At 64.0% G+C, this 19,931-nt stretch carries 18 protein-coding genes; 9 read left to right on the forward strand and 9 right to left on the reverse strand.

The window, feature by feature from the left end; all coding sequences use genetic code 11:
• Positions 1 to 45: 45 nt before the first annotated feature.
• Both PGP17_RS09380 and PGP17_RS09385 read left to right on the forward strand, forming a co-directional pair.
• Entirely contained in the window at positions 46 to 1,116 is a 1,071-nt protein-coding gene (locus tag PGP17_RS09380; protein WP_270375135.1) for a hypothetical protein, read from the forward strand.
• Positions 1,117 to 1,157: 41 nt separating this feature from the next.
• Positions 1,158 to 2,180, forward strand: coding sequence for a threonine aldolase family protein (locus PGP17_RS09385; RefSeq protein ID WP_270375136.1), 1,023 nt, complete (start codon positions 1,158 to 1,160; stop codon positions 2,178 to 2,180).
• Between the two features lie 60 nt (positions 2,181 to 2,240).
• Here the strand turns inward: PGP17_RS09385 and PGP17_RS09390 are convergent, their stop codons facing one another.
• Positions 2,241 to 2,771: a response regulator gene (locus tag PGP17_RS09390; RefSeq protein ID WP_135944348.1), complete on the reverse strand. Its 531-nt coding sequence runs from the start codon at positions 2,769 to 2,771 to the stop codon at positions 2,241 to 2,243.
• A gap of 144 nt (positions 2,772 to 2,915) precedes the next feature.
• Here PGP17_RS09390 and uvrB point away from each other — a divergent pair, with 144 nt between their 5' ends.
• The 4 genes from uvrB to PGP17_RS09410 all read left to right on the forward strand — a co-directional run bounded on the left by uvrB (position 2,916) and on the right by PGP17_RS09410 (position 8,264).
• A complete protein-coding gene (gene uvrB, locus PGP17_RS09395) occupies positions 2,916 to 5,135 on the forward strand; it encodes an excinuclease ABC subunit UvrB (protein ID WP_270375137.1) in 2,220 nt (739 codons plus the stop codon).
• 321 nt (positions 5,136 to 5,456) lie between these two features.
• On the forward strand, positions 5,457 to 6,515 hold the full coding sequence (locus tag PGP17_RS09400) for a DNA methyltransferase (protein WP_270375138.1): 1,059 nt from the start codon (positions 5,457 to 5,459) through the stop codon (positions 6,513 to 6,515).
• The gene (locus PGP17_RS09405) at positions 6,439 to 7,389 is read left to right on the forward strand and encodes a hypothetical protein (RefSeq protein ID WP_270375139.1); all 951 of its coding nucleotides are present in this window, start codon (positions 6,439 to 6,441) and stop codon (positions 7,387 to 7,389) included. Before PGP17_RS09400 ends, PGP17_RS09405 begins: the two co-directional genes overlap by 77 nt.
• A 176-nt stretch (positions 7,390 to 7,565) precedes the next feature.
• The gene (locus tag PGP17_RS09410; RefSeq protein ID WP_270375140.1) at positions 7,566 to 8,264 is read left to right on the forward strand and encodes a hypothetical protein; all 699 of its coding nucleotides are present in this window, start codon (positions 7,566 to 7,568) and stop codon (positions 8,262 to 8,264) included.
• Positions 8,265 to 8,779: 515 nt separating this feature from the next.
• Here PGP17_RS09410 and PGP17_RS09415 read toward each other — a convergent pair.
• From PGP17_RS09415 to PGP17_RS09440, 6 genes are all read right to left on the reverse strand, one after another.
• Complete coding sequence (locus tag PGP17_RS09415; protein ID WP_233342056.1) at positions 8,780 to 9,679, reverse strand: LysR family transcriptional regulator; 900 nt, start codon at positions 9,677 to 9,679, stop codon at positions 8,780 to 8,782.
• Between the two features lie 78 nt (positions 9,680 to 9,757).
• Positions 9,758 to 11,020, reverse strand: coding sequence for an ABC transporter permease (locus PGP17_RS09420; protein WP_270375141.1), 1,263 nt, complete (start codon positions 11,018 to 11,020; stop codon positions 9,758 to 9,760).
• On the reverse strand, positions 11,017 to 11,736 hold the full coding sequence (locus PGP17_RS09425) for an ATP-binding cassette domain-containing protein (protein WP_270375142.1): 720 nt from the start codon (positions 11,734 to 11,736) through the stop codon (positions 11,017 to 11,019). Before PGP17_RS09425 ends, PGP17_RS09420 begins: the two co-directional genes overlap by 4 nt.
• A 66-nt stretch (positions 11,737 to 11,802) precedes the next feature.
• Positions 11,803 to 12,804 carry a thioredoxin-disulfide reductase gene (gene trxB, locus PGP17_RS09430; protein WP_270375143.1) on the reverse strand — a complete coding sequence of 334 codons (1,002 nt, stop codon included), beginning with the start codon at positions 12,802 to 12,804 and terminating at the stop codon, positions 11,803 to 11,805.
• A gap of 77 nt (positions 12,805 to 12,881) precedes the next feature.
• Entirely contained in the window at positions 12,882 to 13,805 is a 924-nt protein-coding gene (locus PGP17_RS09435; RefSeq protein WP_270375144.1) for a mitochondrial fission ELM1 family protein, read from the reverse strand.
• A complete protein-coding gene (locus PGP17_RS09440; RefSeq protein WP_135944333.1) occupies positions 13,805 to 14,362 on the reverse strand; it encodes a MarR family winged helix-turn-helix transcriptional regulator in 558 nt (185 codons plus the stop codon). The genes PGP17_RS09435 and PGP17_RS09440 overlap by 1 nt, the downstream gene beginning before the upstream one ends.
• Positions 14,363 to 14,451: 89 nt before the next feature.
• Between PGP17_RS09440 and PGP17_RS09445 the strand changes: the two genes are divergently transcribed.
• The 3 genes from PGP17_RS09445 to PGP17_RS09455 are packed head-to-tail and all read left to right on the forward strand — an operon-like array spanning position 14,452 to position 15,976.
• Positions 14,452 to 15,165: a hypothetical protein gene (locus PGP17_RS09445; protein ID WP_270375145.1), complete on the forward strand. Its 714-nt coding sequence runs from the start codon at positions 14,452 to 14,454 to the stop codon at positions 15,163 to 15,165.
• 5 nt (positions 15,166 to 15,170) lie between these two features.
• A complete protein-coding gene (locus tag PGP17_RS09450) occupies positions 15,171 to 15,413 on the forward strand; it encodes a hexameric tyrosine-coordinated heme protein (protein ID WP_270375146.1) in 243 nt (80 codons plus the stop codon).
• A gap of 14 nt (positions 15,414 to 15,427) precedes the next feature.
• The gene (locus tag PGP17_RS09455; protein ID WP_270375147.1) at positions 15,428 to 15,976 is read left to right on the forward strand and encodes a redoxin domain-containing protein; all 549 of its coding nucleotides are present in this window, start codon (positions 15,428 to 15,430) and stop codon (positions 15,974 to 15,976) included.
• Positions 15,977 to 16,100: 124 nt separating this feature from the next.
• On the opposite strand, the gene greA is transcribed toward PGP17_RS09455, so the two are convergent.
• Positions 16,101 to 16,574 carry a transcription elongation factor GreA gene (gene greA, locus PGP17_RS09460; RefSeq protein ID WP_135944325.1) on the reverse strand — a complete coding sequence of 158 codons (474 nt, stop codon included), beginning with the start codon at positions 16,572 to 16,574 and terminating at the stop codon, positions 16,101 to 16,103.
• A 53-nt stretch (positions 16,575 to 16,627) separates the two neighbouring features.
• Entirely contained in the window at positions 16,628 to 19,879 is a 3,252-nt protein-coding gene (gene carB, locus PGP17_RS09465; protein ID WP_270375148.1) for a carbamoyl-phosphate synthase large subunit, read from the reverse strand.
• Positions 19,880 to 19,931: the final 52 nt, after the last annotated feature.

The following is a 19,931-nucleotide window of genomic DNA, read 5'->3' on the forward strand; positions in this document are numbered from 1 at the left end:
TCAATTGAAGCCGCTTCCGGTCTCGCTCATGTCATAGGCGTGGCAATGAGACCGAAGCTTCGTCTGCCGGCCCTGAGCGAGGACCGGATGGCACGCCGCATCCTGGCGGGTGCGGCCACCGTGCTGGTGCACGCTACCTTGCTCGCCTCCATCCTGGCCGTTCCGCTCTATCAGTTGCCTGACCGGTCCGCCGCGCGCAGCGCTGGCGGGACGCGCGGGCAGGTCTACACCGTCTCTGGCATCAACGCGCAGACCGATGCGCCCTTGAACGAACCCCAGATCGGCAGCCAGGAGGGCGACGGCTCCGGTGAGGGAGAGGCGGGTGGCGAGCCCGGGCTTGAAGACGCGCCTGCCCGGACCTCCGCCGAGGCCGAGGATGCTGAGCTGGCACCGGATCCGGATGCGTCCGACGCCGCCACGCCGGAGGCCGGCGAAGAGACGGCCGTGACCGGCGATCCGTCGGAAGCCGATGCTGCAGCTGAAGTTCTGACCGCACCGGGAAGTGGCAATCCGGGTTTGCGCGAGGGCGAAACCGCTGCCGCCGCGTCCGGAGGCACACCGGCAGCACGTCCCGATCGCGCGCCCGTCAGCCCCAATCAGCCGGTAAGCACCACGCAGCCCGGGGAGACGCGGGCGCCCGGACCGGTCGAGGCGCCTCCCAGCTTTGCCGACATACTCGCGCGTGTCGATCCGACGCTCGACCCGGAAGATTTCCTGGTGCGGGCGCTGGAGGGCGACACTAACGGGGCCGTGCGTGAAAGCCTTTGCCTGTCGAGTTCGGAGGCGACGCTGCAGGCGGCCGGCTGCCCGGACGAACCCAATCCCGCGCAGGGCGCTCTGGCGGCCTATGGCTTGACACGGCCGGGCGAATTGCCGCCGCAATTCCTGATCGATCTCGACCGCCTGGCGTTCCAGCTCAATCAGCTGGGCGCGAATCCGTCGCGGATTCAGGCTTTGATGCTGGGCGTGGCCGATGCGCGGCGCCGTGAGATCGAACGCTCGCCACTCGAGCGTCAGATGGGGCGCGATACGCAGGCCGGGAGCCGCGACAATCTGGGCGTATCCAATCCGTTCGGCAATGAGGGCATTCCGATGCCCGACGACCCGGATGGATAGAGTCATTGACCTGACTGGCCGGCTCGGCATCCTTTGATCCCATGAATTTTCTGTCCGACACCACCGCGCCCGCCCATCCAGCGATCCTGAAAGCCCTCGGCCAGGCCAATGAGGGCTTTGTGGCCAGCTATGGCAATGACGAGGTGTGCGAACGCGTCACCGAGCGGTTGCGGGAAATCTTCGAGACCGACCTTGAGGTAATGTTCACGACCTCGGGTACGGCGTCGAACGCGCTGGCGCTGTCTGCGCTGGCCCCGGCGGATTCGATGATCCTGTGTCACGAGGAAGCCCATATCCAGCGCGACGAGCGCGGCGCGCCGGAATTCTTCACACGCGGCGCGAAGCTGCTGCCCCTGCATGGTGACCATGCGCGCCTGCGACTGGACGGCTTGCACAAGGCGCTCGCCGAATGGCCCGCCGATTTCGTGCACAGCACCCCGCCTTCGGTGCTGAGCCTGTCCCAGCTGAACGAGGCCGGCTGCACGTATGCGGTCAACGATGTGCGCGCGCTGGCGCTGGCGGCGCACGAGCGCGGGCTTTTCGTTCATATGGACGGGGCCAGGTTCGCCAATGCGCTCGTCACCCTGGATGTCAGCCCGGCAGAGATGAGCTGGAAGGCCGGTGTCGATGCGCTGTGCCTGGGCGCCACGAAGAACGGGGCGATGATGGCCGAGGCGGTCATCCTGTTTCCGAGCGTCAAGGACCGGCTGGGCGAGCTGAAGGCGCGGCAGAAACGGGCCGGGCACATGCTGCCCAAGATGCGCTTCGTGGCGGCGCAGTTCGAAGGCTGGCTGGCCAACGATCTGTGGCTGGAGCTGGCGCGCAAGGCCAATGCGAACGCGCGCCGCCTGTCGGAGGGCCTGTCGGCGCTGGAGGGCGCGTCGCTGGCCCACCCTGTGGAGGGGAATGAAGTGTTTGTCCACCTGCCCGAACCGGTGATCGCGAGACTGCGCGAGGCGGGAGCGGGCTTTTATGCCTGGCCGGACGGCTCGGCGCGCTTCGTGGCGAGCTGGTGCACGACCGAAGACGAGGTCGAGACGCTGCTGGCCGCCGCGCGAGTCTAAGTCTTTGTTTTATCGCATTTTCGAACCGCGAAACCGGGGTCCACTTTCGCTGAAAATGCTCTAGCCGAAATCGACGCTGTCGGCCGGGTCCTGATTGGCCTCGTCGGTCGAGCGGCGCCACGGGCCGGTATAGCGCGGATCCTGGCGCCGGCGGCGGTCCGGGCCGAAATAGCCGGTGGCTTTCACGAAGCGGCGTGGCCTCTCTATCAGGCTGACGAGGCGGTTATAGACGTCCACCGGGCGCACCGGCTTGGCCAGGTATTCGTTCACGCCCGCATTGATCGCTTCCATGATGCGTGAGCGGTCAGTGTGACCCGACACCATGATGATGGGGAGATATTTGTTCGGGCTGTCCGACGCGGTGCGCACCAGGCGGGTGAATTCCAGCCCGTCGACATCGCCCAGCATGTAGTCGACCAGCGCGAGATCCGGGTTGGAGTTGCGCATCGCCTCGAAGGCGTCGGCGGCGTCGCGCGCCTCGAATACCTGACGCACGCCGAAGCCCTGCAGGATTTTCCGCAGGATGGTCGACATGTGCGCATTGTCCTCGAGGATGAGGATGCGGATCCGTTCAAAGCTGGCGTTCGACATGCTGCCCCGGTAGCCCGGTCACGCCGGCTGGACCTGCCGGCAAAATGGGTTCGGCCCACACTGCCCCGGTCAGCGTTAAAGCTTCCTTTCGGCGGTGCGGTACAGGCCTCGAAATTCTGCGCGCGGCCCTCCATATTGACGTGCATGGCCAAGTTGAAAACCGACGATTCCGCCCTCGTGCCCGCGACCGAAGAGACCGAAGCCGAGGGGCTCGGCGGCATGGCCGACATGGGCCAGGCCGAATTCATCCGCGAGGGTAATGCCCCCGAGGCGTTGCGGGGTATCTCCGACCCGCTGAGCCTGCCGGCCAACTGGACCCCGCACAGGCCCGACCGGCCGGAGAAATCGGAAGGGGGGAAAACCTTCCAGATCGTCTCCGAATATGAACCGACGGGCGACCAGCCGGCCGCGATCAAGGAGCTGGTCGAAGGGATCGCCCAGCAGGAAAGCGATCAGGTTCTGCTCGGGGTCACCGGCTCGGGCAAGACGTTCACGATGGCGCAGATCATTGAAAAGACACAGCGTCCCGCCCTGATCCTGGCGCCGAACAAGACGCTCGCGGCCCAGCTCTACGGCGAATTCAAGAGCTTTTTTCCCCATAACGCCGTGGAATATTTCGTCTCCTACTACGACTACTACCAGCCCGAAGCCTATGTGCCGCGCACCGATACCTACATAGAAAAAGAGTCGTCCATCAACGAGGCCATCGACCGGATGCGCCACGCCGCCACGCGCGCCATCCTGGAGCGCGACGACACCATCATCGTGGCCAGCGTCAGCTGCATTTACGGCATCGGCTCGGTGGAGACCTACACCGCCATGGTGTTCGACCTGAAGGTGGGCGACAGCGAGGACCCGCGCGACGTGATGAAGAAGCTCGTCGCGCTGCAATACACCCGCAATGACCAGGCCTTCACCCGCGGCACCTTCCGCGTGCGCGGCGACACGCTGGAAATCTTCCCGGCCCACTATGACGATTTCGCCTGGCGCATCTCCTTCTTCGGCGACGAGATCGAGGAGATCACCGAGTTCGAGGCCCTGACCGGCAAACCCACAGGCTCGCTGGAAAAGGTGCGCGTCTACGCCAACTCCCACTATGTCACGCCGCGCCCGACGCTGAACACCGCGATCAAGTCGATCAAGGCGGAGCTGGACCAGCGCCTGGAATGGATGGAAGCCAACGGCAAGCTGCTCGAAGCCCAGCGCCTGCAGCAGCGCACCGAGTTCGACATCGAGATGCTGGAGGCCACCGGCAGCTGCAACGGCATCGAGAATTATTCGCGCTACCTGACCGGGCGCAAGCCGGGCGAGCCGCCCCCCACCATGTTCGAATACCTGCCCGACAACGCGCTGGTCTTCGTGGACGAAAGCCATGTCACCATCCCGCAGCTCGGCGCCATGTTCAAAGGCGACTTCAACCGCAAGCGCACGCTCGCCGAGCACGGCTTCCGCCTGCCCAGCTGCATGGACAACCGCCCCCTCAAATTCGAGGAATGGGAGGCGATGCGCCCGCAGACGCTCCACGTCTCGGCCACGCCCGGCAAGTGGGAGATGGAGCGCACCGGCGGCGTCTTCACCGAACAGGTGATCCGCCCCACCGGCCTGGTCGATCCCCCCGTCGAGGTTCGCCCCGTGCAGGGCGAAAACCACTCCCAGGTCGACGACATCATCGAGGAGGCGCGCAAAACCGCCGAGGCCGGCTATCGCACGCTGATCACCACCCTGACCAAGCGCATGGCCGAGGACCTGACCGAATACATGCACGAGCAGGGCCTGAAGGTGCGCTACATGCATTCGGACGTCGACACGGTGGAGCGCATTGAGCTGATCCGCGATCTGCGCCTGGGCGTCTATGACGTGCTGGTCGGCATCAACCTCTTACGCGAGGGGCTGGACATTCCCGAATGCGGCCTGGTCGGCATTCTGGACGCGGACAAGGAAGGTTTCCTCAGGAGCGAGACCAGCCTGATCCAGACGATCGGGCGCGCCGCGCGCAATGCCGACAGCCGCGTCATTCTCTATGCCGACCGCATCACCGGCTCCATGGACCGCGCCATGAAGGAGACCGAGCGCCGGCGCGCCAAGCAGATCGCCCATAACGAGGAGCACGGCATCACGCCCACGACCATCGTGCGCGGCATTTCCGACGTGCTGGAAGGCGTGATGGAGAAGACCGCCAAGGGCCGGGGCAAACGCGCGGCGGACCGCAAGCGCGCCCTGGCCGAGGATCAAGCCCAGTTCGAGCCCAACAACCTCAAGGCCACGATTGCCGAGATGGAAAAGCGCATGCGCGAAGCGGCGGCGAATCTGGAGTTCGAGGAAGCGGCCAGGTTGAGGGATGAGTTGAAGAAGCTGGGGGAGTGAGGAGGGCGACATGATGACATGTGCACCCATGGTAAGTAAGTACTGATCGATCACCTGTTACTCAGCTGGGCACAGATCCAATACGCCTGAGCGGTACCACCTCCCAGAAATAAGCATGCGGGCAACCTTCATGGCCGCTCTTTTTCTCGGGAGCGGTTTTGAAAGCCGCGTACAACGATGCACGGACAGCGCATTGAATCTGTTTTGAACGATCAATGTGTGGACAGCCATGCAAGGTTCACTTTATGTTCGCATTGTTGCAGTTGCACGGTTTGTCGATCACGACCAACATGTGTCTGAATGAGCAATGGACATAGAATAATGAAAAAGAAGGTAGTCCCGCTAATTCCAAAATCGCCAGTGGAATTTAAAGCACGGGGTAGCGCGACCGTCCATCACGCAGACGCGATGAACTGCTACAGCAAGTGGCCGCGCCCCACCGTGATCGTGGCAGATGGCCCCTATGGCCTAGGCAAGTTTCCAGGCGAACCGAATACCGCCGATAATCTCGGCGAATGGTATGCTCCGCACGTCGCCGAATGGGCGCGTCTGGCCCTGCCTGAAACGACTCTCTGGTTTTGGTGCTCTGAAGTTGGTTGGGCGGAGGTGCACTCGGTGTTGAAGATGCATGGGTGGCGCTACAAAGCAGCACACATCTGGGACAAAGGCATCGGGCATGTCGCAGGCAACTGCAATGGTGACACGATCCGGGGTTTTCCTGTAGTCACCGAGATATGCGTCCAGTATGTGCGGGACACTCAATTGACAACCGCAGAGGGGGAAGCGCTTTCAATGAAGCAGTGGCTCCGTCACGAATGGCAGCGCTCATGCCTTCCACTCTACAAGACGAATGAGGCCTGCGGAGTTGTCAACGCTGCGACCCGGAAATACTTCACTCAGTGTCACATGTGGTACTTTCCGCCTGCAGATAAAATGGTCGCGCTTGCTGAATATGCGACAAAGCACGGGCGCCCGACAGATCGCCCGTACTTCTCTCTCGATGGCAAGACGCCGCTGTCCGAAAGACAGTGGGAGCGGATGCGTGCAAAGTGGAACCACGCTCACGGCGTAACTAATGTCTGGATAGAGCCCGCGGTCCGTGGCGTCGAGCGGGTAAAAAGTGTGGGTTTTAAGGCCCTGCATATGAACCAGAAGCCACTGCGATTGATTGACCGCACTGTGTCTGCATCCTCAGATCCCGGGGACGTGGTGTGGGAGCCATTCGGGGGTCTTTGCTCGGCTGCTGTCCACTCTCTTCGTTCTGGTAGACAATGCTACGCTTCTGAGGTTATTCCTGAATTCTATGCAGCCGCTGTTCGCCGGCTTAATGGGGAATCAGGAATTGACAACACCGGAACCGCCAAAGCCAACCGAGCCTGATCAAACTTGGGAACATTACGAACTCTGGCGGGCGGTGAAGAGGGCAATTTACACATTGCCTTCTCGCTTCGAGTCGGAGTTGATCATTTCTGGCGTTCTTGCGACTGATCTATTCGCTTTCAATTCGTCCCTTGGTGCGACGATAGAAGAACAGGTAATTGAGTCCCTGAACAAGTTGCGTTCTGTTTGGGACCCACAACAAAAATACTCGCTCTACAGTTTTGAGCGTCAGCCACAAACTTTCCCAGACGTTGTGTTGCGCGCGTCCGCGCCGGACGTTAAGCCGCAGGTTCTCATGGGTATCGAACTCAAGGGGTGGTATGCCCTTGCCAAGGAAGGTGAGCCGAGTTTTCGTTACAATGTAACGCCCGCCGTCTGCGCACCAGCCGACTTGCTCGTTGTGGTGCCGTGGGCTTTGTCAAAGGTAATTTCTGGCTCGCCACAAGTATTCACCCCCTACGTGATCAACGCCAGACAAGCTGCTGAATATCGCAATTGGTACTGGGAACATGCCCGAGGCGGGAAAGGGACGGATCGCGGCGTTAGCCTGTCCTCGGTGACAACACACTATCCGAACAAGACAGACCAAATTTCAGATCAGGCCCAGAAGGACGCAGGCAAAAATTTCGGTCGGTTTGCACGGTCGAAGGCAATGGATAGCTACATCGAAGAACTGTTTAACGACAAGCTAGCTGGCATCCCACTTTCGGCTTGGCAGAAATTCTTGTTGCTGTTCACGGAGGGACAAACAACTGAGAGCGTTGAAGCCGGCCTCAATGCGCTGGCAAATCGGGCCAGAATTGCGCCAGAGAACCAGCGAAACGACCTAGCCGACAAGTTCCGTGAAATTGGGGATATACTCGCGGGCGATTGATGGCCCAGCATTAACTATGCGACGATTATGGGAAATCCGGGCCACATACACATTTTGCGATCACAGTCCGCCATAGGATAAAAGGATACACATCTATTTACCGGTGAGAACGCGGATAGATACCGAGTTCAGCACCCTTATCCCCGCCCCGCCCTCACACCCCCATCCTTCCCTCCATGGGATATTTACGCTCCGAGGATGAACGCCTCGACCTGATCGCTGCGGCGCGCGCGATGCGCGAGGCGGGTCATGAAATGCATGTGATTGCGGCCGAGGTCGCGGTGCCGGTCTCCACCCTCTATCGCTGGGCGGCCGAGGGCGGCTGGCGGGGCCAGGACCTGGCTCAGGCCCGGGTGCGCGAGGTGTTCGCGCGCCAGGCGCGCCTGAACGCCGCCGCGCCGGCGGGGGGCTCTGCGTCCCCTGACGGGTCCGGCTGCGCCCCGGCCGGCGGGCCGGACTGCGGCGGCACGGACGAGGACCCGGAGGGCGACGACGGCGGGACCGGCGAGTCCGGGGAGGTTGGCGGCCCCGCCGGGGCGGACGGGACGGCGCCGGCCACCGCGATGAACCCGCTGGAGGCGCGCGCCGCCGGGGAGCGGGCCATGCGCGCGGCGCTCGCCCTGATGGAAGAGGGGGAGCTGAAACACGCCGCCGAGCTGATGCGCCTGGCCGAGCGCATGCTGACCGTCTGCCGGATGCTGGCCACGGTGCCCGACTATCTGCCGCCGGAGGAAGAGGATTATCGCGAGATTCTGGGGCGGCGCATCGAGCGCATTGCCGCGTCGCATGCGGCCAGGGCGGCGGAAGAGGGCTACACCTTTCCGGACTGGTGGTGGGGGGAGAAAAAGACCGGCCCCGACTCGTGCCCTGAGTGAACCGTCCCATGGTGTCATTCCGGGCGAGTGAAGCGAGAGCCAAGGACCTCGTGAGGACAGGGCGACGTCATCGGATGACGGCGCTTCACGCGCTCTGGATCCCGGATCAAGTCCGGGATGACGAGTTATATGTTTGAAATCAAACAGAATCCAACGGTCGTCATTCCGGGCGAGTGAAGCGAGACCCGGAACCCAGAGAGGACAGGGCGGCGTCATCCGATGACGGCGCTTCACGCTCTCTGGGTCCTGACTTTCGTCAGGAAAGAGGGTTCTGGTTATCGGCGTGAGACCGTCATCCGACCCTTCGAGGCTCGCTGCGCGCGCACCTCAGGGTGAGGGGGATGGGCGACATCGGATGATGGTTTTGACTGCGATACTGGCATCAGACGTCCAACCCGCTCCCTCATGCTGAGGTGCCCGGCTTGCCGGGCCTCGAAGCATCGGAGGGCGGGCGCGCACCCTCGGTCCTGACTTTCGTCAGGAAAGAGGGGGTGGGTGACGGGGAATGGCCGGCCCTATTGCTCCCAGCGTTTGACCTCTTCGATGAGGAATTCGCGGAAGGCGATGACGCGGCGCGAGCCTTTGAGTTCCTCGGGGTAGACGAAGAAGGTCTCGAAGGCGGGGCCGTCAATGTCGGGCAGGACGCGGACCAGATTCTCGTTCTCGCGCGCGACATAGTCGGGCAGGCCGGCAATCCCCAGGCCCGCCTCGGCGGTCTTCATGATGGCGTTGATCGTGTTGGCCTCGATCACGGCCTCGCGCGGCTTGGCCCCCTTCTCCCGGCCGAGCACGAGATGCCAGTTCAGGTTCGGGATGGGCGCGAGATGGCGCGGCCCGTAGGCGACCATGTCGTGGCGGTCCAGCGCCTCGATGGAGTCCGGCAGGCCGGCGCGGTCGAGATAGGCGGGGCTGGCATAGAGGTGCTGGTCGACATCCATGAGCTTGCGCTGGATGAGGTCGTTCTGGGTCGAGCCCCAGGGCCGGATGGCGACGTCGGCCTCCAGATTGGCGATGTCGAGCTCATGGTCGGCCAGCAGCAGGCGCAGCTTGATCAGCGGGTAGAGGGCGCGGAAACGGTAGAGACGCGGGGCGAGCCAGAGCGCGCCGAGCGCGGTGGGGGCGGTGACGCGCAAGAGCCCGGTCGGCTCGTCGCGGCTGTCCTGCACCTGGGCCTCGGCGAAGGCGACCTTGGCGGCGATGTCCCTGGTGGCCTCGAACAGGAGGCGGCCGGGCTCCGTGGTCAGCAGCCCGCGCGCATGGCGGTGGAAGAGCTTGACCCCGAGCTCGGCTTCCAGCGCGCTGATCTGGCGGCTGACGGCCGACTGGGAGAGGTGCAGGGCGTCGGATGCGCGCGTCAGCGAACCGGCCTCGGCGGCAGCGTGGAAGGTCTTCAGCTTGTCCCAGTCCAGCGTCATGCGCGCCTCTCCCCGATCGGCCCGGTGCGGCAGCGGTTATCATCCGCCGTCCGTTCAGGACCGGTCAGACCCCGATGGTCAGACCCGAATGGTCATACCGTCGGCCAGCGAGTTGCGGTAGGCCCGCCAGGCGGGAAACGCACCCAGAAGCGCGGCGGCGCCGGTCACTGCGGCCACAATGGCCAGATCGTAGAGGCCCGGCCAGAGCTGCGCGATCAAAATCGCGTAGCGCGCCTCCAGCACAGGGGCGAGGACGGCGAGGAGGCCATAGGTCAGGGCGGTGCCCAGCACGGCCCCTGCGAGCGCCAGCAGGGCGGCCTCGCTGACCAGCAGCGTGAAGATGTGATGCGGCCGGGCGCCGAGCGCGCGCAGGATCGCCATCTCGCGCCGGCGCTCGTTCAGGCTGGTCAGGATGGCGGTGAGGATCGACACCAGCCCGGTCAGCACGACGAAGGCGGCAATCAGGGTCAGCGTCGTTTCCGCCGCCCCGATCACGCTCCACAGCTGGACCAGCGCCATGCCGGGGATGATCGCCTGCAGGGCTTCGTCGGGATAGGTGTTGACCTGGCGCTGCAGGCGCAGCGCGGCGGCCGGATGATCGAGCCCGACGAGGAAGGCGGTGATCTGGTCGGGTTCAGCGTGGGCATGGTCGTCTTCGGTGTGGGCGTCTCCGGCGTGATCCTCCCCGGACCCCGCCCCGTCGTGGATCGCGTCGAGCCCGTCCAGCCGCACGAAGACCGAGCGGTCGACGGGCGTTCCGGTCGGCGCGAGGATGCCGGTCAGCGTGAAGGGGTTCTGGTCGTGCTGGACGAAGCTGAATTCCCCGCCGCCATGGGCGACGATCAGCTCGCCGCCGACCTCATAGCCCAGCTCGTCGGCGACGCGCGCGCCGATCACCGCGCTGAACGTGTCTTCAAGCGGGCCGCCATTCGCGAATTCGAGGTCGCGGCGATTGGCGTATTTGTAGTGCTCGAAGAAGCGGTTGTCGGTCCCCACCACGCGGAAGCCGCGATGGGAGTCGCCCAGCGAGATCGGAACCGTCCAGGCGACCGAGGGCGCGCCGGACACGGCCTCATAGCTCTCCCAGCTGATCGCATTGGTCGGGTCGCCGATATGGAAGATGGAGTAGAGCAACAGATTGATCGGGCTGGAGCGCGCGCCGACGATGAGGTCGGTGCCCGAGATCGTGTTCTCGAAGCTCGCCCGCGCGCCATGGCGCACCTTCTCCACACCCAGGAAGAGGGTGACCGAGATGGCGACGGTGAGGGCGGTGAGGATCGCGGTCGCGCGCCGGTTCAGCACCGAGCGCAGGGCGAGGCGGGGCAGGGGGAAGCGGCTCATGCGGTTTCTCCCGTGCCGGCGCGGTTGATCTCGGAGAGATCCAGCGCCCGGTCGAAATGAGGCGCCAGCCCGCCATCATGGCTCACGAAAAGCAGGGCCGCCCCGCTGCTCGCGCATTCCTCCAGCAAGAGGGCGATGAAGCGGTCGCGGCGGTCGGTGTCCAGGGCGCTGGTCGGTTCGTCGGCCAGGATGAGTGAGGGCTGGCCGATCAGGGCGCGCGCTGCGGCGACACGCTGCTGCTGGCCGACGCTCAGGCTGCGCGACGCGGCGTTCCAGTACTCTGTGGGATCGAGCTCCAGCCGGCTCAGGAGACGCCGCGCATCGGCGGCCGGGCCGCCATTGACCTTCGTGGCGCGCGCGCGTCCGGCCGAGAAGCGGCAGGGCAGCATCACATTCTCGCCCACCGGAAGGTAGGGCAGCAGGTTGAACATCTGGAAGATGACGCCGAGACGCTCCGCCCGCGTCTGGTCGCGCGTGGCCGCGTCGGCATGCGCCATGTCCGTGCCGAGCGCTTCGACCCGCCCGTGGGAGACGTCCAGAATGCCCGCGATGACGCCGAGCAGGGTCGATTTGCCGCTTCCCGACGCGCCGCGCAGGAAAACGCGCTCACCCGGATCGACACGAAATTGGGCGATATCGAGAACCGGAGGCGATTTGCGCGCGTAGGCAAAGCGCAAATCCTCGATCAGGACGGCAGGCGTAGCGGGCTGGGTCATGCCTGTGTCGATACCGCGACCGGCCCGCTACGCCAAATGAAACTCACGCAACGTTATAATATATCGCTACGCCGCGTCGGTCTTCTCTTTCTCCGCCGCGTCCGGCTCGGGCTCGCCCGCCGCTTCACGCGCCGCGAGATAGCGTTCGGCCTCAAGTGCGGCCATACAGCCCATGCCGGCAGCGGTCACGGCCTGGCGGTATTTGTCGTCGGTCACATCGCCCGCCGCGTAGACGCCGGGAATGGCGGTCTCGGTGCTGTCCGGCCTGGTGACGAGATAATTGCCCGGCTTGGTTTCGAGCTGGTCGATGAAGAGCTCGGTTGCAGGCGCATGGCCGATCGCGATGAACACGCCGTCGGCGGCGCGTTCCTCGGTCTCACCGGTCTGCGTGTTCTTCAGGCGAACGCCGGTGACGCCGGGCATCGGCTTGTCCTGGCCCAGGATTTCATCCAGCTCGCTATTCCAGACGACCTCGATCTTGGGGTGCTTGAACAGGCGGTCCTGCATCACCTTTTCAGCGCGCAGTTCGTCGCGGCGGTGAACCAGCGTCACCTTCTTGGCAAAGTTGGTCAGAAACAGTGCTTCTTCGACAGCGGTATTGCCGCCGCCCACCACGAAGACTTCCTTGTCGCGATAGAAGAAACCGTCGCACGTGGCGCAGGCCGACACGCCGAAGCCCTGATATTTCTGCTCGCTTTCGAGGCCCAGCCATTTCGCGCTGGCGCCGGTGGCGATGATGACGGTGTCGGCGGTGTAGACCGTGCCGCTATCGCCGACGAGACGTTTGGGCGTCGCCTTCAGGTCCGCCTCGACGATGATGTCGCTGACCATGTCGGTGCCGACAGCCTCGGCCTGGGCCTTCATCTGCTCCATCAGCCAGGGCCCCTGTATGGGCTCGGCGAAGCCGGGATAGTTCTCGACATCGGTGGTGATGGTCAGCTGTCCGCCCGGCTGCAATCCGGCGATCAGCATGGGCTTGAGCATGGCACGCGCCGCGTAGATGGCGGCGGTATAGCCGGCGGCGCCCGACCCGATAATGACGACTTTCGCGTGGCGCGACTCGCTCATGGCTGATCCTCTCTCATGATTTCGGTCCGAACCTGACGGGATTCGCCCCAGGTCCTGACCCATTTGACCGTTGATGTTCAGGAGTGGGATTTCGCGTCGAGAATTTCAAGCACGCGCTGCGCCGCGCGCCCGGTTTCGCGAAGCGGGCGATAGCGCCACCGGTCCAGTCTTCCGAGGAAAGGGCGCACGGCTCCATAGGCCTCAAGCTCGGCGTAAAGGCGCCTGAACTTGCCGGGATCGCCCGCGACCGGCAGGCGAAACACCGGCTTTCCGGTCGCCGCGGCTTCGGTCAGCATATTGGTGGAATCCTCGGTGACGAAAATCCAGTCGGCGCCCTCAAGGAAGGCAAAATACGGGTTCGGGGCGCCATCCTCGTGTAGCCAGACGCCCTCATCGTGCGAGAACCGCTCCCGAAGCGCATCCTTCAACGCGTCCGGGGTGCGCCGCGAGACGGTAATCAGCAGCGCCACATCGCAGGCGCGCAGGAAGGCCAGGCGCTCGATCAGATAGGTATTCACCGCTTCACCAAACCGGTGGTGCCGGGAGTCCCCGCCGATCAGCACGGCGGCGCGGGGTGTACCGAAACCGGCCATGCGTGATGCGAACGGGGCCGCGCCTTCGGCCAGGCGTGACGGCGTGATCCGGTTGGCAGAGCCAAGGATGGAGAACACGTTCGGCCCGTCCAGGCGGTCATGGCGCGGAGGAATGACCAGATCGAAACGCGCCATGTTTTCGCGCGGATGCTGGATATAGACCATCGTGCAATCAGGAAAGGCGCGCCGGTGGACCTCGCTCGCGCGCACCGCGGCCCGCCCGCAGCCAATCCAGACCTCGGGCGCGATCGGTCCGGGGTCGGGAATCGGTCCGGTTCGCGGGACATGGACCGGCATCAGACGCAGCGGCGTCAGGTCGCTCAACGCCTCGGCCAGGCCCAGAGCCTGATTCTCGATCCCGCGGCGTCCGTCGGAGACGACGAAGCAGGTGCGTTCGGTTTGGGACATCAAGCGGTCGTCTCCTGTTCGATGCAGATCTGTTCACTTTCCTCCCGGGACAGTGGCGCACGCAACAGGGCGCAGAAATACGGCGCGCCCTCACGATGTCCGCGCGTGAAGTGCCGGCAGGTTCGGCATGCGCCAAAGGCCCGCCCTCCACGACGGGCGAGCATTTCCGTCATGAGCCGTTCTAAAGATGTGCTCAGCTGATCGCGGGCTTCAGGTGGCATTGCGGCCAGGCTGGCGTCGAGATCGGTCAACGGATCGTCGGCGAGCAGGGTCCGCCCGGCGGGAGTCAGGTCCAGCTTCACGCCGCGGCGGTCGCCATCTGCCGTCGTCTTTTCAATCAGCCCCTTTCGTTCGAGCGCCTGCAGCGTCTGGGACACCGTTCCCTTGGTCACGCCCAGAAACCCCGTCAGCGCCCCTGGGCTGCGGGAAACCCGGTTGGCCCGGGCGAGGAAGCGAAGGGCTTCCCACTGAGTGGGTTTGAGACCGCTGGCATGTGCGTCGTTGTGGATGACGCGCGAGAGGCGTTCAAGCAGCGCAGTGGCGGCGAAATCGGACATGTTTTTTTGTATCGACTAAAAACAATTCTTGCAAGAGCGGCCGAGCGTGCTATGAGACAGTATCGACTCGATACTAAAGGAGAAAACTCATGAAACGCTTGACCCTCGCCATCATGCTGGCAACCGGCGCCGCCGGTTCAGCGTCCGCCCACCCGATCGAGAGCGAGGTGAATCCCGATATCCCGCCAGCCTTCGATGTCACCAGCACACAAGCCTCCACCGACGGTCGCCTCGTGACATTCGCCATGGAAGTCGCCGGCGTCGCGGGCAGTGTGAAGCCGTCTCCGACGGGCCAGCTGACCGGCGCCCGGGTCGAGGCCTATGTCTGGCCCACCAGCCTGGATCCGGACGCCGTGGGTTTCGATGCAGACTCCGGCATTCTGGCACTCGCGATCACGGCACATCCTGATTTCGATGACACGCCACTCTTCGATGAGGACCAGGATGGCGATCCGAACAATGACGGCGCCGACTGGCACTCGCACTGGGTGGTTCTGACCGAAGATGTCGCCTGCGGCGCAGGCCTGAAAGTGCGCGATGTCTCCCCGGGCCAGGACCTGCTGCCCGCTACCGCGCCCGGCCTGCCCATCGCCCTGGACAGCCCCGGCATGAGTCCGGTCCTCGATGGACGCCTCGCACGGATTACCGTGCCGGTGACCGGTGCTGAAAACGTCTCGTTCGACGCCGTGACCGCTCAGTTGCAGGTCAACGAAACAGGGCAAGCCCCATTGCTGTGTGTCACTGGCGTGCATGACATCGCATCCGGTGACCTCTCGATGCCCGGCAAGGTCATGGCGGAGTAATCTCGATGACGGATATGCTCTCCGGCTTTCCGGATAGCCTTGTCGCTCCAACGCCGGAGGCGGGTTTCCAGCTTGCGATCAAGCTGTCCCGCCTCGGCGTGAAGGCCACGCAGCCGGACGCGGAGGTTCTGAACCGGCTACGCCCGAAATACTCCAGAGACGCCGATGCGCTGATCGCCTCGAGTCAGGTGGTCGCCATCCACTATCAGACCATCGCCGCGGCCAATGATTATTGGCGCGAGTTGTGACGAGGATCGCCGCAATGAGACTCCGCCCCGCCAAGCCACTGCAGACGACCGAGTGGCTCAATGTACCGGAACCGGTCACGCTCGAATCCCTGCGCGGCCGGGTCGTCCTTCTGGAAGCGTTTCAGATGCTGTGCGCTGGCTGCGTATCCCATTCGCTGCCGCAGGCCATGCGCGCGAGGGAGTTGTTCAGTAAAAGCGACCTGGCGGTGATCGGTCTGCACACGGTGTTCGAACATCACACGGCGCAGGGGTCGAAAGAGGCGCTTGCGGCTTTCCTGCATGAATACCGGATCACATTTCCGGTGGGAATCGATGCGCCGCCGGATGGCCGTGGGCTGCCCAGGACCATGACGGCCTATCAGATGCAGGGCACACCGACGACGATTCTCATTGATCGCCAGGGCAATCTGAGAAAGCAGAAATTCGGGCACACTCAAGACATGCTGATCGGCGCGGAGATCATGGCGCTCTTGCGGGAGGACGGGTCACCGGTTTCCGGGCAGCAGCAAGCGGCCGCTGAAAGTGGCTGCACGCATGATGGCTGCGCCGCGCCGACGCAGTAACACGTCAGGCAAGCGCGCGGCGCGAGCGGTCATCGCAGCGCAAGGGCGGCGGTATCAAGACGAACCCGAGACAGCTCCGGGCAGGGCCGCAGCGTTTCCAGGTCCGTGCATGAGCCAGATTGCCTTACTTCCACTCAACCTTGAGGATTTCGTAGGATTTCACGCCGCCGGGGGCATTCACCTCGACCACGTCACCGGTGTCCTTGTTGATCAGCGAGCGCGCGATCGGGGAAGAAAGCGAGATCTTGCCGGCTTTGACGTCGGCCTCGTCGTCGCCAACAATCTTGTACGTCGCTTCCTTGTCGGTGTCCTCGTCCACGAGAGTTACCGTCGCGCCGAATCTGACCGTGTCGCCCGACATCTTGGACGTGTCGATGACCTGGGCGCGCGCGAGCTTGTCCTCAAGCTCCTGCAGGCGGCCTTCGATCCAGCCCTGGCGTTCCTTGGCGGCATGATACTCGGCATTCTCAGACAGGTCGCCGTGCTCGCGCGCCTCGGAGATCGCCTGAATCACCGCCGGGCGTTCCACGCTCTTAAGATGCTTCAACTCGGCGTCGAGGGCCTGATGGCCCTCGGCCGTCATTGGTATTTTCTGCATGAGAGTTTCCCGTCAGAGTCGGACGTACCGGCCGTGGCGGAAATGCCGCCCGGTCAGGCCGATCCACTACGATAGGATTGCAAGGAGCGCGGTTCAAGCTCTCCCGCGTCGATCGCCGCAATGGATTGCACACAGATGCGGCTGGCAGACGCGGTCGTGTAGCACGGAACTTTCAGCTCCAGAGCGGTGCGCCGGATCGAATAGGAATCGATCAGCGACTGACGCCCTTCGGTCGTATTGAAGATGAGCTGGATGTCGCCGTTCTTGATGGCATCCACGATATGGGGCCGACCTTCGAAGACCTTGTTGATGCGCGCGACCGTCACGCCAGCTTCGCGCAGCGTCTTCTCGGTCCCTCCGGTCGCCACCAGCGAGAAGCCGAGTTCGGTCAGCTTGCGGCAGGACTCGATCATGAAGGCCTTGTCGCTCTCCTTGAGCGAGACGAAGACCGTGCCGGTGCGCGGCAGATTGACACCCGCTCCGAGCTGGGCCTTGGCAAAGGCGCCTTCAAAGCGCGCATCGATGCCCATGACCTCGCCGGTCGACCGCATTTCAGGGCCGAGAACCGGATCGACGCCGGGGAAACGCGAAAACGGCATGACCGCTTCCTTCACCGCGACATGGCCCGGATCGGACGGCTTGGTGTTGAACTCGGACAGCTTGGCGCCGGCCATGACCTTGGCTGCGATCGCGGCCACCGGGGCGCCGATCGCCTTGGCGACGAAGGGCACGGTGCGGCTGGCACGCGGATTGACCTCGAGCACGAAGATCTCGCCATTCTTGACGGCGTACTGCACGTTCATCAGCCCTATCACGCCGACCGCATGGGCGAGGGCCTCGGTCTCGCGCTTGAGCTCCTCGATGAGTTCGGGCGAGAGCGAGTAGGGCGGGATCGCGCAGGCAGAATCGCCCGAATGCACGCCGGCCTCCTCGATATGCTCCATCACGCCGGCAACCCAGACAGTCTCGCCGTCACACACCGCGTCCACGTCGACTTCGCTGGCGTCTGTGAGGTAGCGGTCGAGCAGCAGCGGGGATTTACCGGAGACGTGAACAGCCTCGCGGATATAGCGCTCGAAACTCTCCTGATCGCGAACGATCTCCATAGCCCGGCCGCCGAGGACGAAGGAGGGGCGCAGAACCAGGGGGAAGCCAAGCTGCTTGGCGATCTCGGTCGCCTGCTCGACCGATTTCGCGATGCCGTTGGGCGGCTGGCGCAGCTTCACATCGTCCAGCAGCGCCTTGAAGCGTTCGCGGTCCTCGGCGAGGTCGATCGCGTCCGGCGCGGTGCCCAGGATCGGGATCCCGGCCGCTTCCAGCTCTGCGGCGAGCTTGAGCGGGGTCTGCCCGCCAAACTGCACGAGCACGCCGAGCAGCTCGCCGTTGGAGCGCTCGGTCTCGATGAGCTCGAGCACGTCTTCAGCGGTCAGCGGCTCGAAATAGAGCCGGTCAGCGGTGTCGTAATCGGTCGAGACCGTCTCCGGGTTGCAGTTCACCATGATGGACTCGATGCCCATCTCTGCAAAGGCGAAGGCCGCGTGGCAGCAGCAATAGTCGAACTCGATGCCCTGTCCGATCCGGTTCGGCCCGCCGCCCAGGATGATCGCCTTCTTGCGGTTCGTCGGCTCGCTCTCGCATTCCCCGGTCTCGTAGGTGGAATACATGTAGGGCGTCGCGGCTTCGAACTCGGCGGCACAGGTGTCGACACGCTTGAAGACCGGACGCACACCGAGCTTGCGCCGGTGGGCGCGGACGTCGACTTCATCCATTGAGGTCAGCTGCGCCAGTCGCGCATCCGAAAAGCCGTCCGCCTTGAGCGCGCGCATCGCCTCGACATCGTCGGGCAGGCCCAGCGTGGAAACGTCTTCCTCGGTGTGGATGATCTCCTCGATCTGGCGCAGGAACCAGGGCTCGTAGGAACAGGCGGCGTAGATGTCGTCGACGCTCAGGCCTTCGCGGAAGGCCTGGGCGATCACCCGCAACCGGTCCGGCGTCGGCGAGCTGAGTGCGGCCAGCACGGCGGCGCGGCGGCTGTCGGGCGTGTCGGCATGGTCGAGCCCGGCAATGTCGATCTCGTCGAAGCCTGACAGGCCGGTCTCGAGCGAACGCAGTGCCTTCTGGACGCTCTCCTTGAAGGTGCGCCCCATGCTCATCGCTTCGCCGACCGACTTCATGGAGGTCGTCAGCGTGTTTTTGGCGCCGGGATATTTCTCGAAGGCGAAGCGGGGAATCTTCGTGACCACATAGTCGATGGTCGGTTCGAACGAGGCCGGGGTCGCGCCGCCGGTGATCTCGTTGTCGATCTCGTCCAGCGTGTAGCCGACGGCCAGCTTGGCGGCGACCTTCGCAATCGGAAAACCGGTTGCCTTGGAGGCGAGCGCGGAAGAGCGCGAAACCCGCGGATTCATCTCGATGACCAGCATGCGCCCGGTCCTGGGATCGACGGCGAACTGAACGTTCGAGCCGCCGGTCTCCACGCCGATCTCGCGCAGCACTGCGATCGAGGCGGTGCGCATGCGCTGGTATTCCTTGTCCGTCAGAGTCAGGGCCGGGGCGACGGTGATGGAATCGCCGGTATGCACGCCCATCGGATCGATATTCTCGATCGAGCACACGATGATGCAATTGTCCGCCTTGTCGCGCACAACCTCCATCTCGTACTCTTTCCAACCCAGAACGCTTTCCTCGATCAGCACCTCGTTGACCGGGGAATTGTAAAGCCCGGACGCGACGATCTCGCGGAACTCCTCGACATTGTAGGCGATGCCGCCGCCGGTGCCGCCAAGGGTAAAGGACGGTCGGATCACGGCCGGCAGACCGAGTTCTTCCATGACGGCTTCGGCCTCGGCCAGAGAATGGACCGTGCGCGAACGCGGGCTTTCCAGGCCGATCTTGTCCATGGCGACGCGAAAGCGTTCGCGGTTCTCCGCCTTGTCGATGACGTCCGCGCGCGCGCCGATCATCTCCACGCCGAACAGGTCGAGCACGCCGCGCCGGTCCAGCTCCAGGGCGCAGTTGAGCGCGGTCTGGCCGCCCATGGTCGGCAGCAGCGCATCGGGGCGCTCCTTCTCGATCACCTTGGCGACCATTTCCGGGGTGATCGGCTCGATATAGGTGGCGTCCGCCAGGCCAGGATCGGTCATGATCGTGGCCGGGTTGGAGTTCACCAGAATGACCCGGTAGCCTTCATCTTTCAGTGCCTTGACCGCCTGAACTCCGGAGTAGTCGAATTCGCAGGCTTGGCCGATCACGATGGGCCCGGCGCCGATGATCAGGATGGATTTCAGATCGGTGCGCTTGGGCATGGTGGCTCTCTCGTGTCTGGCCGGCGGCAAGGGTCCGGCGAAGGGATATCGG

It is taken from the genome of Marinicauda sp. Alg238-R41 (assembly GCF_947331485.1).
In the GTDB taxonomy this organism is placed as follows: Bacteria; Pseudomonadota; Alphaproteobacteria; order Caulobacterales; family Maricaulaceae; genus Marinicauda; species Marinicauda pacifica.

Bases quoted from the DNA above. Each gene is read 5' to 3' on its own strand.
- trxB (WP_270375143.1), bottom strand. From the start codon at position 12,804: ATGAGCGAGTCGCGCCACGCGAAAGTCGTCATTATCGGGTCGGGCGCC.
- PGP17_RS09405 (WP_270375139.1), top strand. From the start codon at position 6,439: ATGCAGCCGCTGTTCGCCGGCTTAATGGGGAATCAGGAATTGACAACA.
- PGP17_RS09420 (WP_270375141.1), bottom strand. From the start codon at position 11,020: ATGAGCCGCTTCCCCCTGCCCCGCCTCGCCCTGCGCTCGGTGCTGAAC.
- PGP17_RS09455 (WP_270375147.1), top strand. From the start codon at position 15,428: ATGAGACTCCGCCCCGCCAAGCCACTGCAGACGACCGAGTGGCTCAAT.
- PGP17_RS09440 (WP_135944333.1), bottom strand. From the start codon at position 14,362: ATGTCCGATTTCGCCGCCACTGCGCTGCTTGAACGCCTCTCGCGCGTC.
- carB (WP_270375148.1), bottom strand. From the start codon at position 19,879: ATGCCCAAGCGCACCGATCTGAAATCCATCCTGATCATCGGCGCCGGG.
- uvrB (WP_270375137.1), top strand. From the start codon at position 2,916: ATGGCCAAGTTGAAAACCGACGATTCCGCCCTCGTGCCCGCGACCGAA.
- PGP17_RS09400 (WP_270375138.1), top strand. From the start codon at position 5,457: ATGAAAAAGAAGGTAGTCCCGCTAATTCCAAAATCGCCAGTGGAATTT.
- PGP17_RS09415 (WP_233342056.1), bottom strand. From the start codon at position 9,679: ATGACGCTGGACTGGGACAAGCTGAAGACCTTCCACGCTGCCGCCGAG.
- PGP17_RS09445 (WP_270375145.1), top strand. From the start codon at position 14,452: ATGAAACGCTTGACCCTCGCCATCATGCTGGCAACCGGCGCCGCCGGT.
- PGP17_RS09380 (WP_270375135.1), top strand. From the start codon at position 46: ATGAGACCGAAGCTTCGTCTGCCGGCCCTGAGCGAGGACCGGATGGCA.
- greA (WP_135944325.1), bottom strand. From the start codon at position 16,574: ATGCAGAAAATACCAATGACGGCCGAGGGCCATCAGGCCCTCGACGCC.
- PGP17_RS09435 (WP_270375144.1), bottom strand. From the start codon at position 13,805: ATGTCCCAAACCGAACGCACCTGCTTCGTCGTCTCCGACGGACGCCGC.
- PGP17_RS09410 (WP_270375140.1), top strand. From the start codon at position 7,566: ATGGGATATTTACGCTCCGAGGATGAACGCCTCGACCTGATCGCTGCG.
- PGP17_RS09390 (WP_135944348.1), bottom strand. From the start codon at position 2,771: ATGTCGAACGCCAGCTTTGAACGGATCCGCATCCTCATCCTCGAGGAC.
- PGP17_RS09385 (WP_270375136.1), top strand. From the start codon at position 1,158: ATGAATTTTCTGTCCGACACCACCGCGCCCGCCCATCCAGCGATCCTG.
- PGP17_RS09425 (WP_270375142.1), bottom strand. From the start codon at position 11,736: ATGACCCAGCCCGCTACGCCTGCCGTCCTGATCGAGGATTTGCGCTTT.
- PGP17_RS09450 (WP_270375146.1), top strand. From the start codon at position 15,171: ATGACGGATATGCTCTCCGGCTTTCCGGATAGCCTTGTCGCTCCAACG.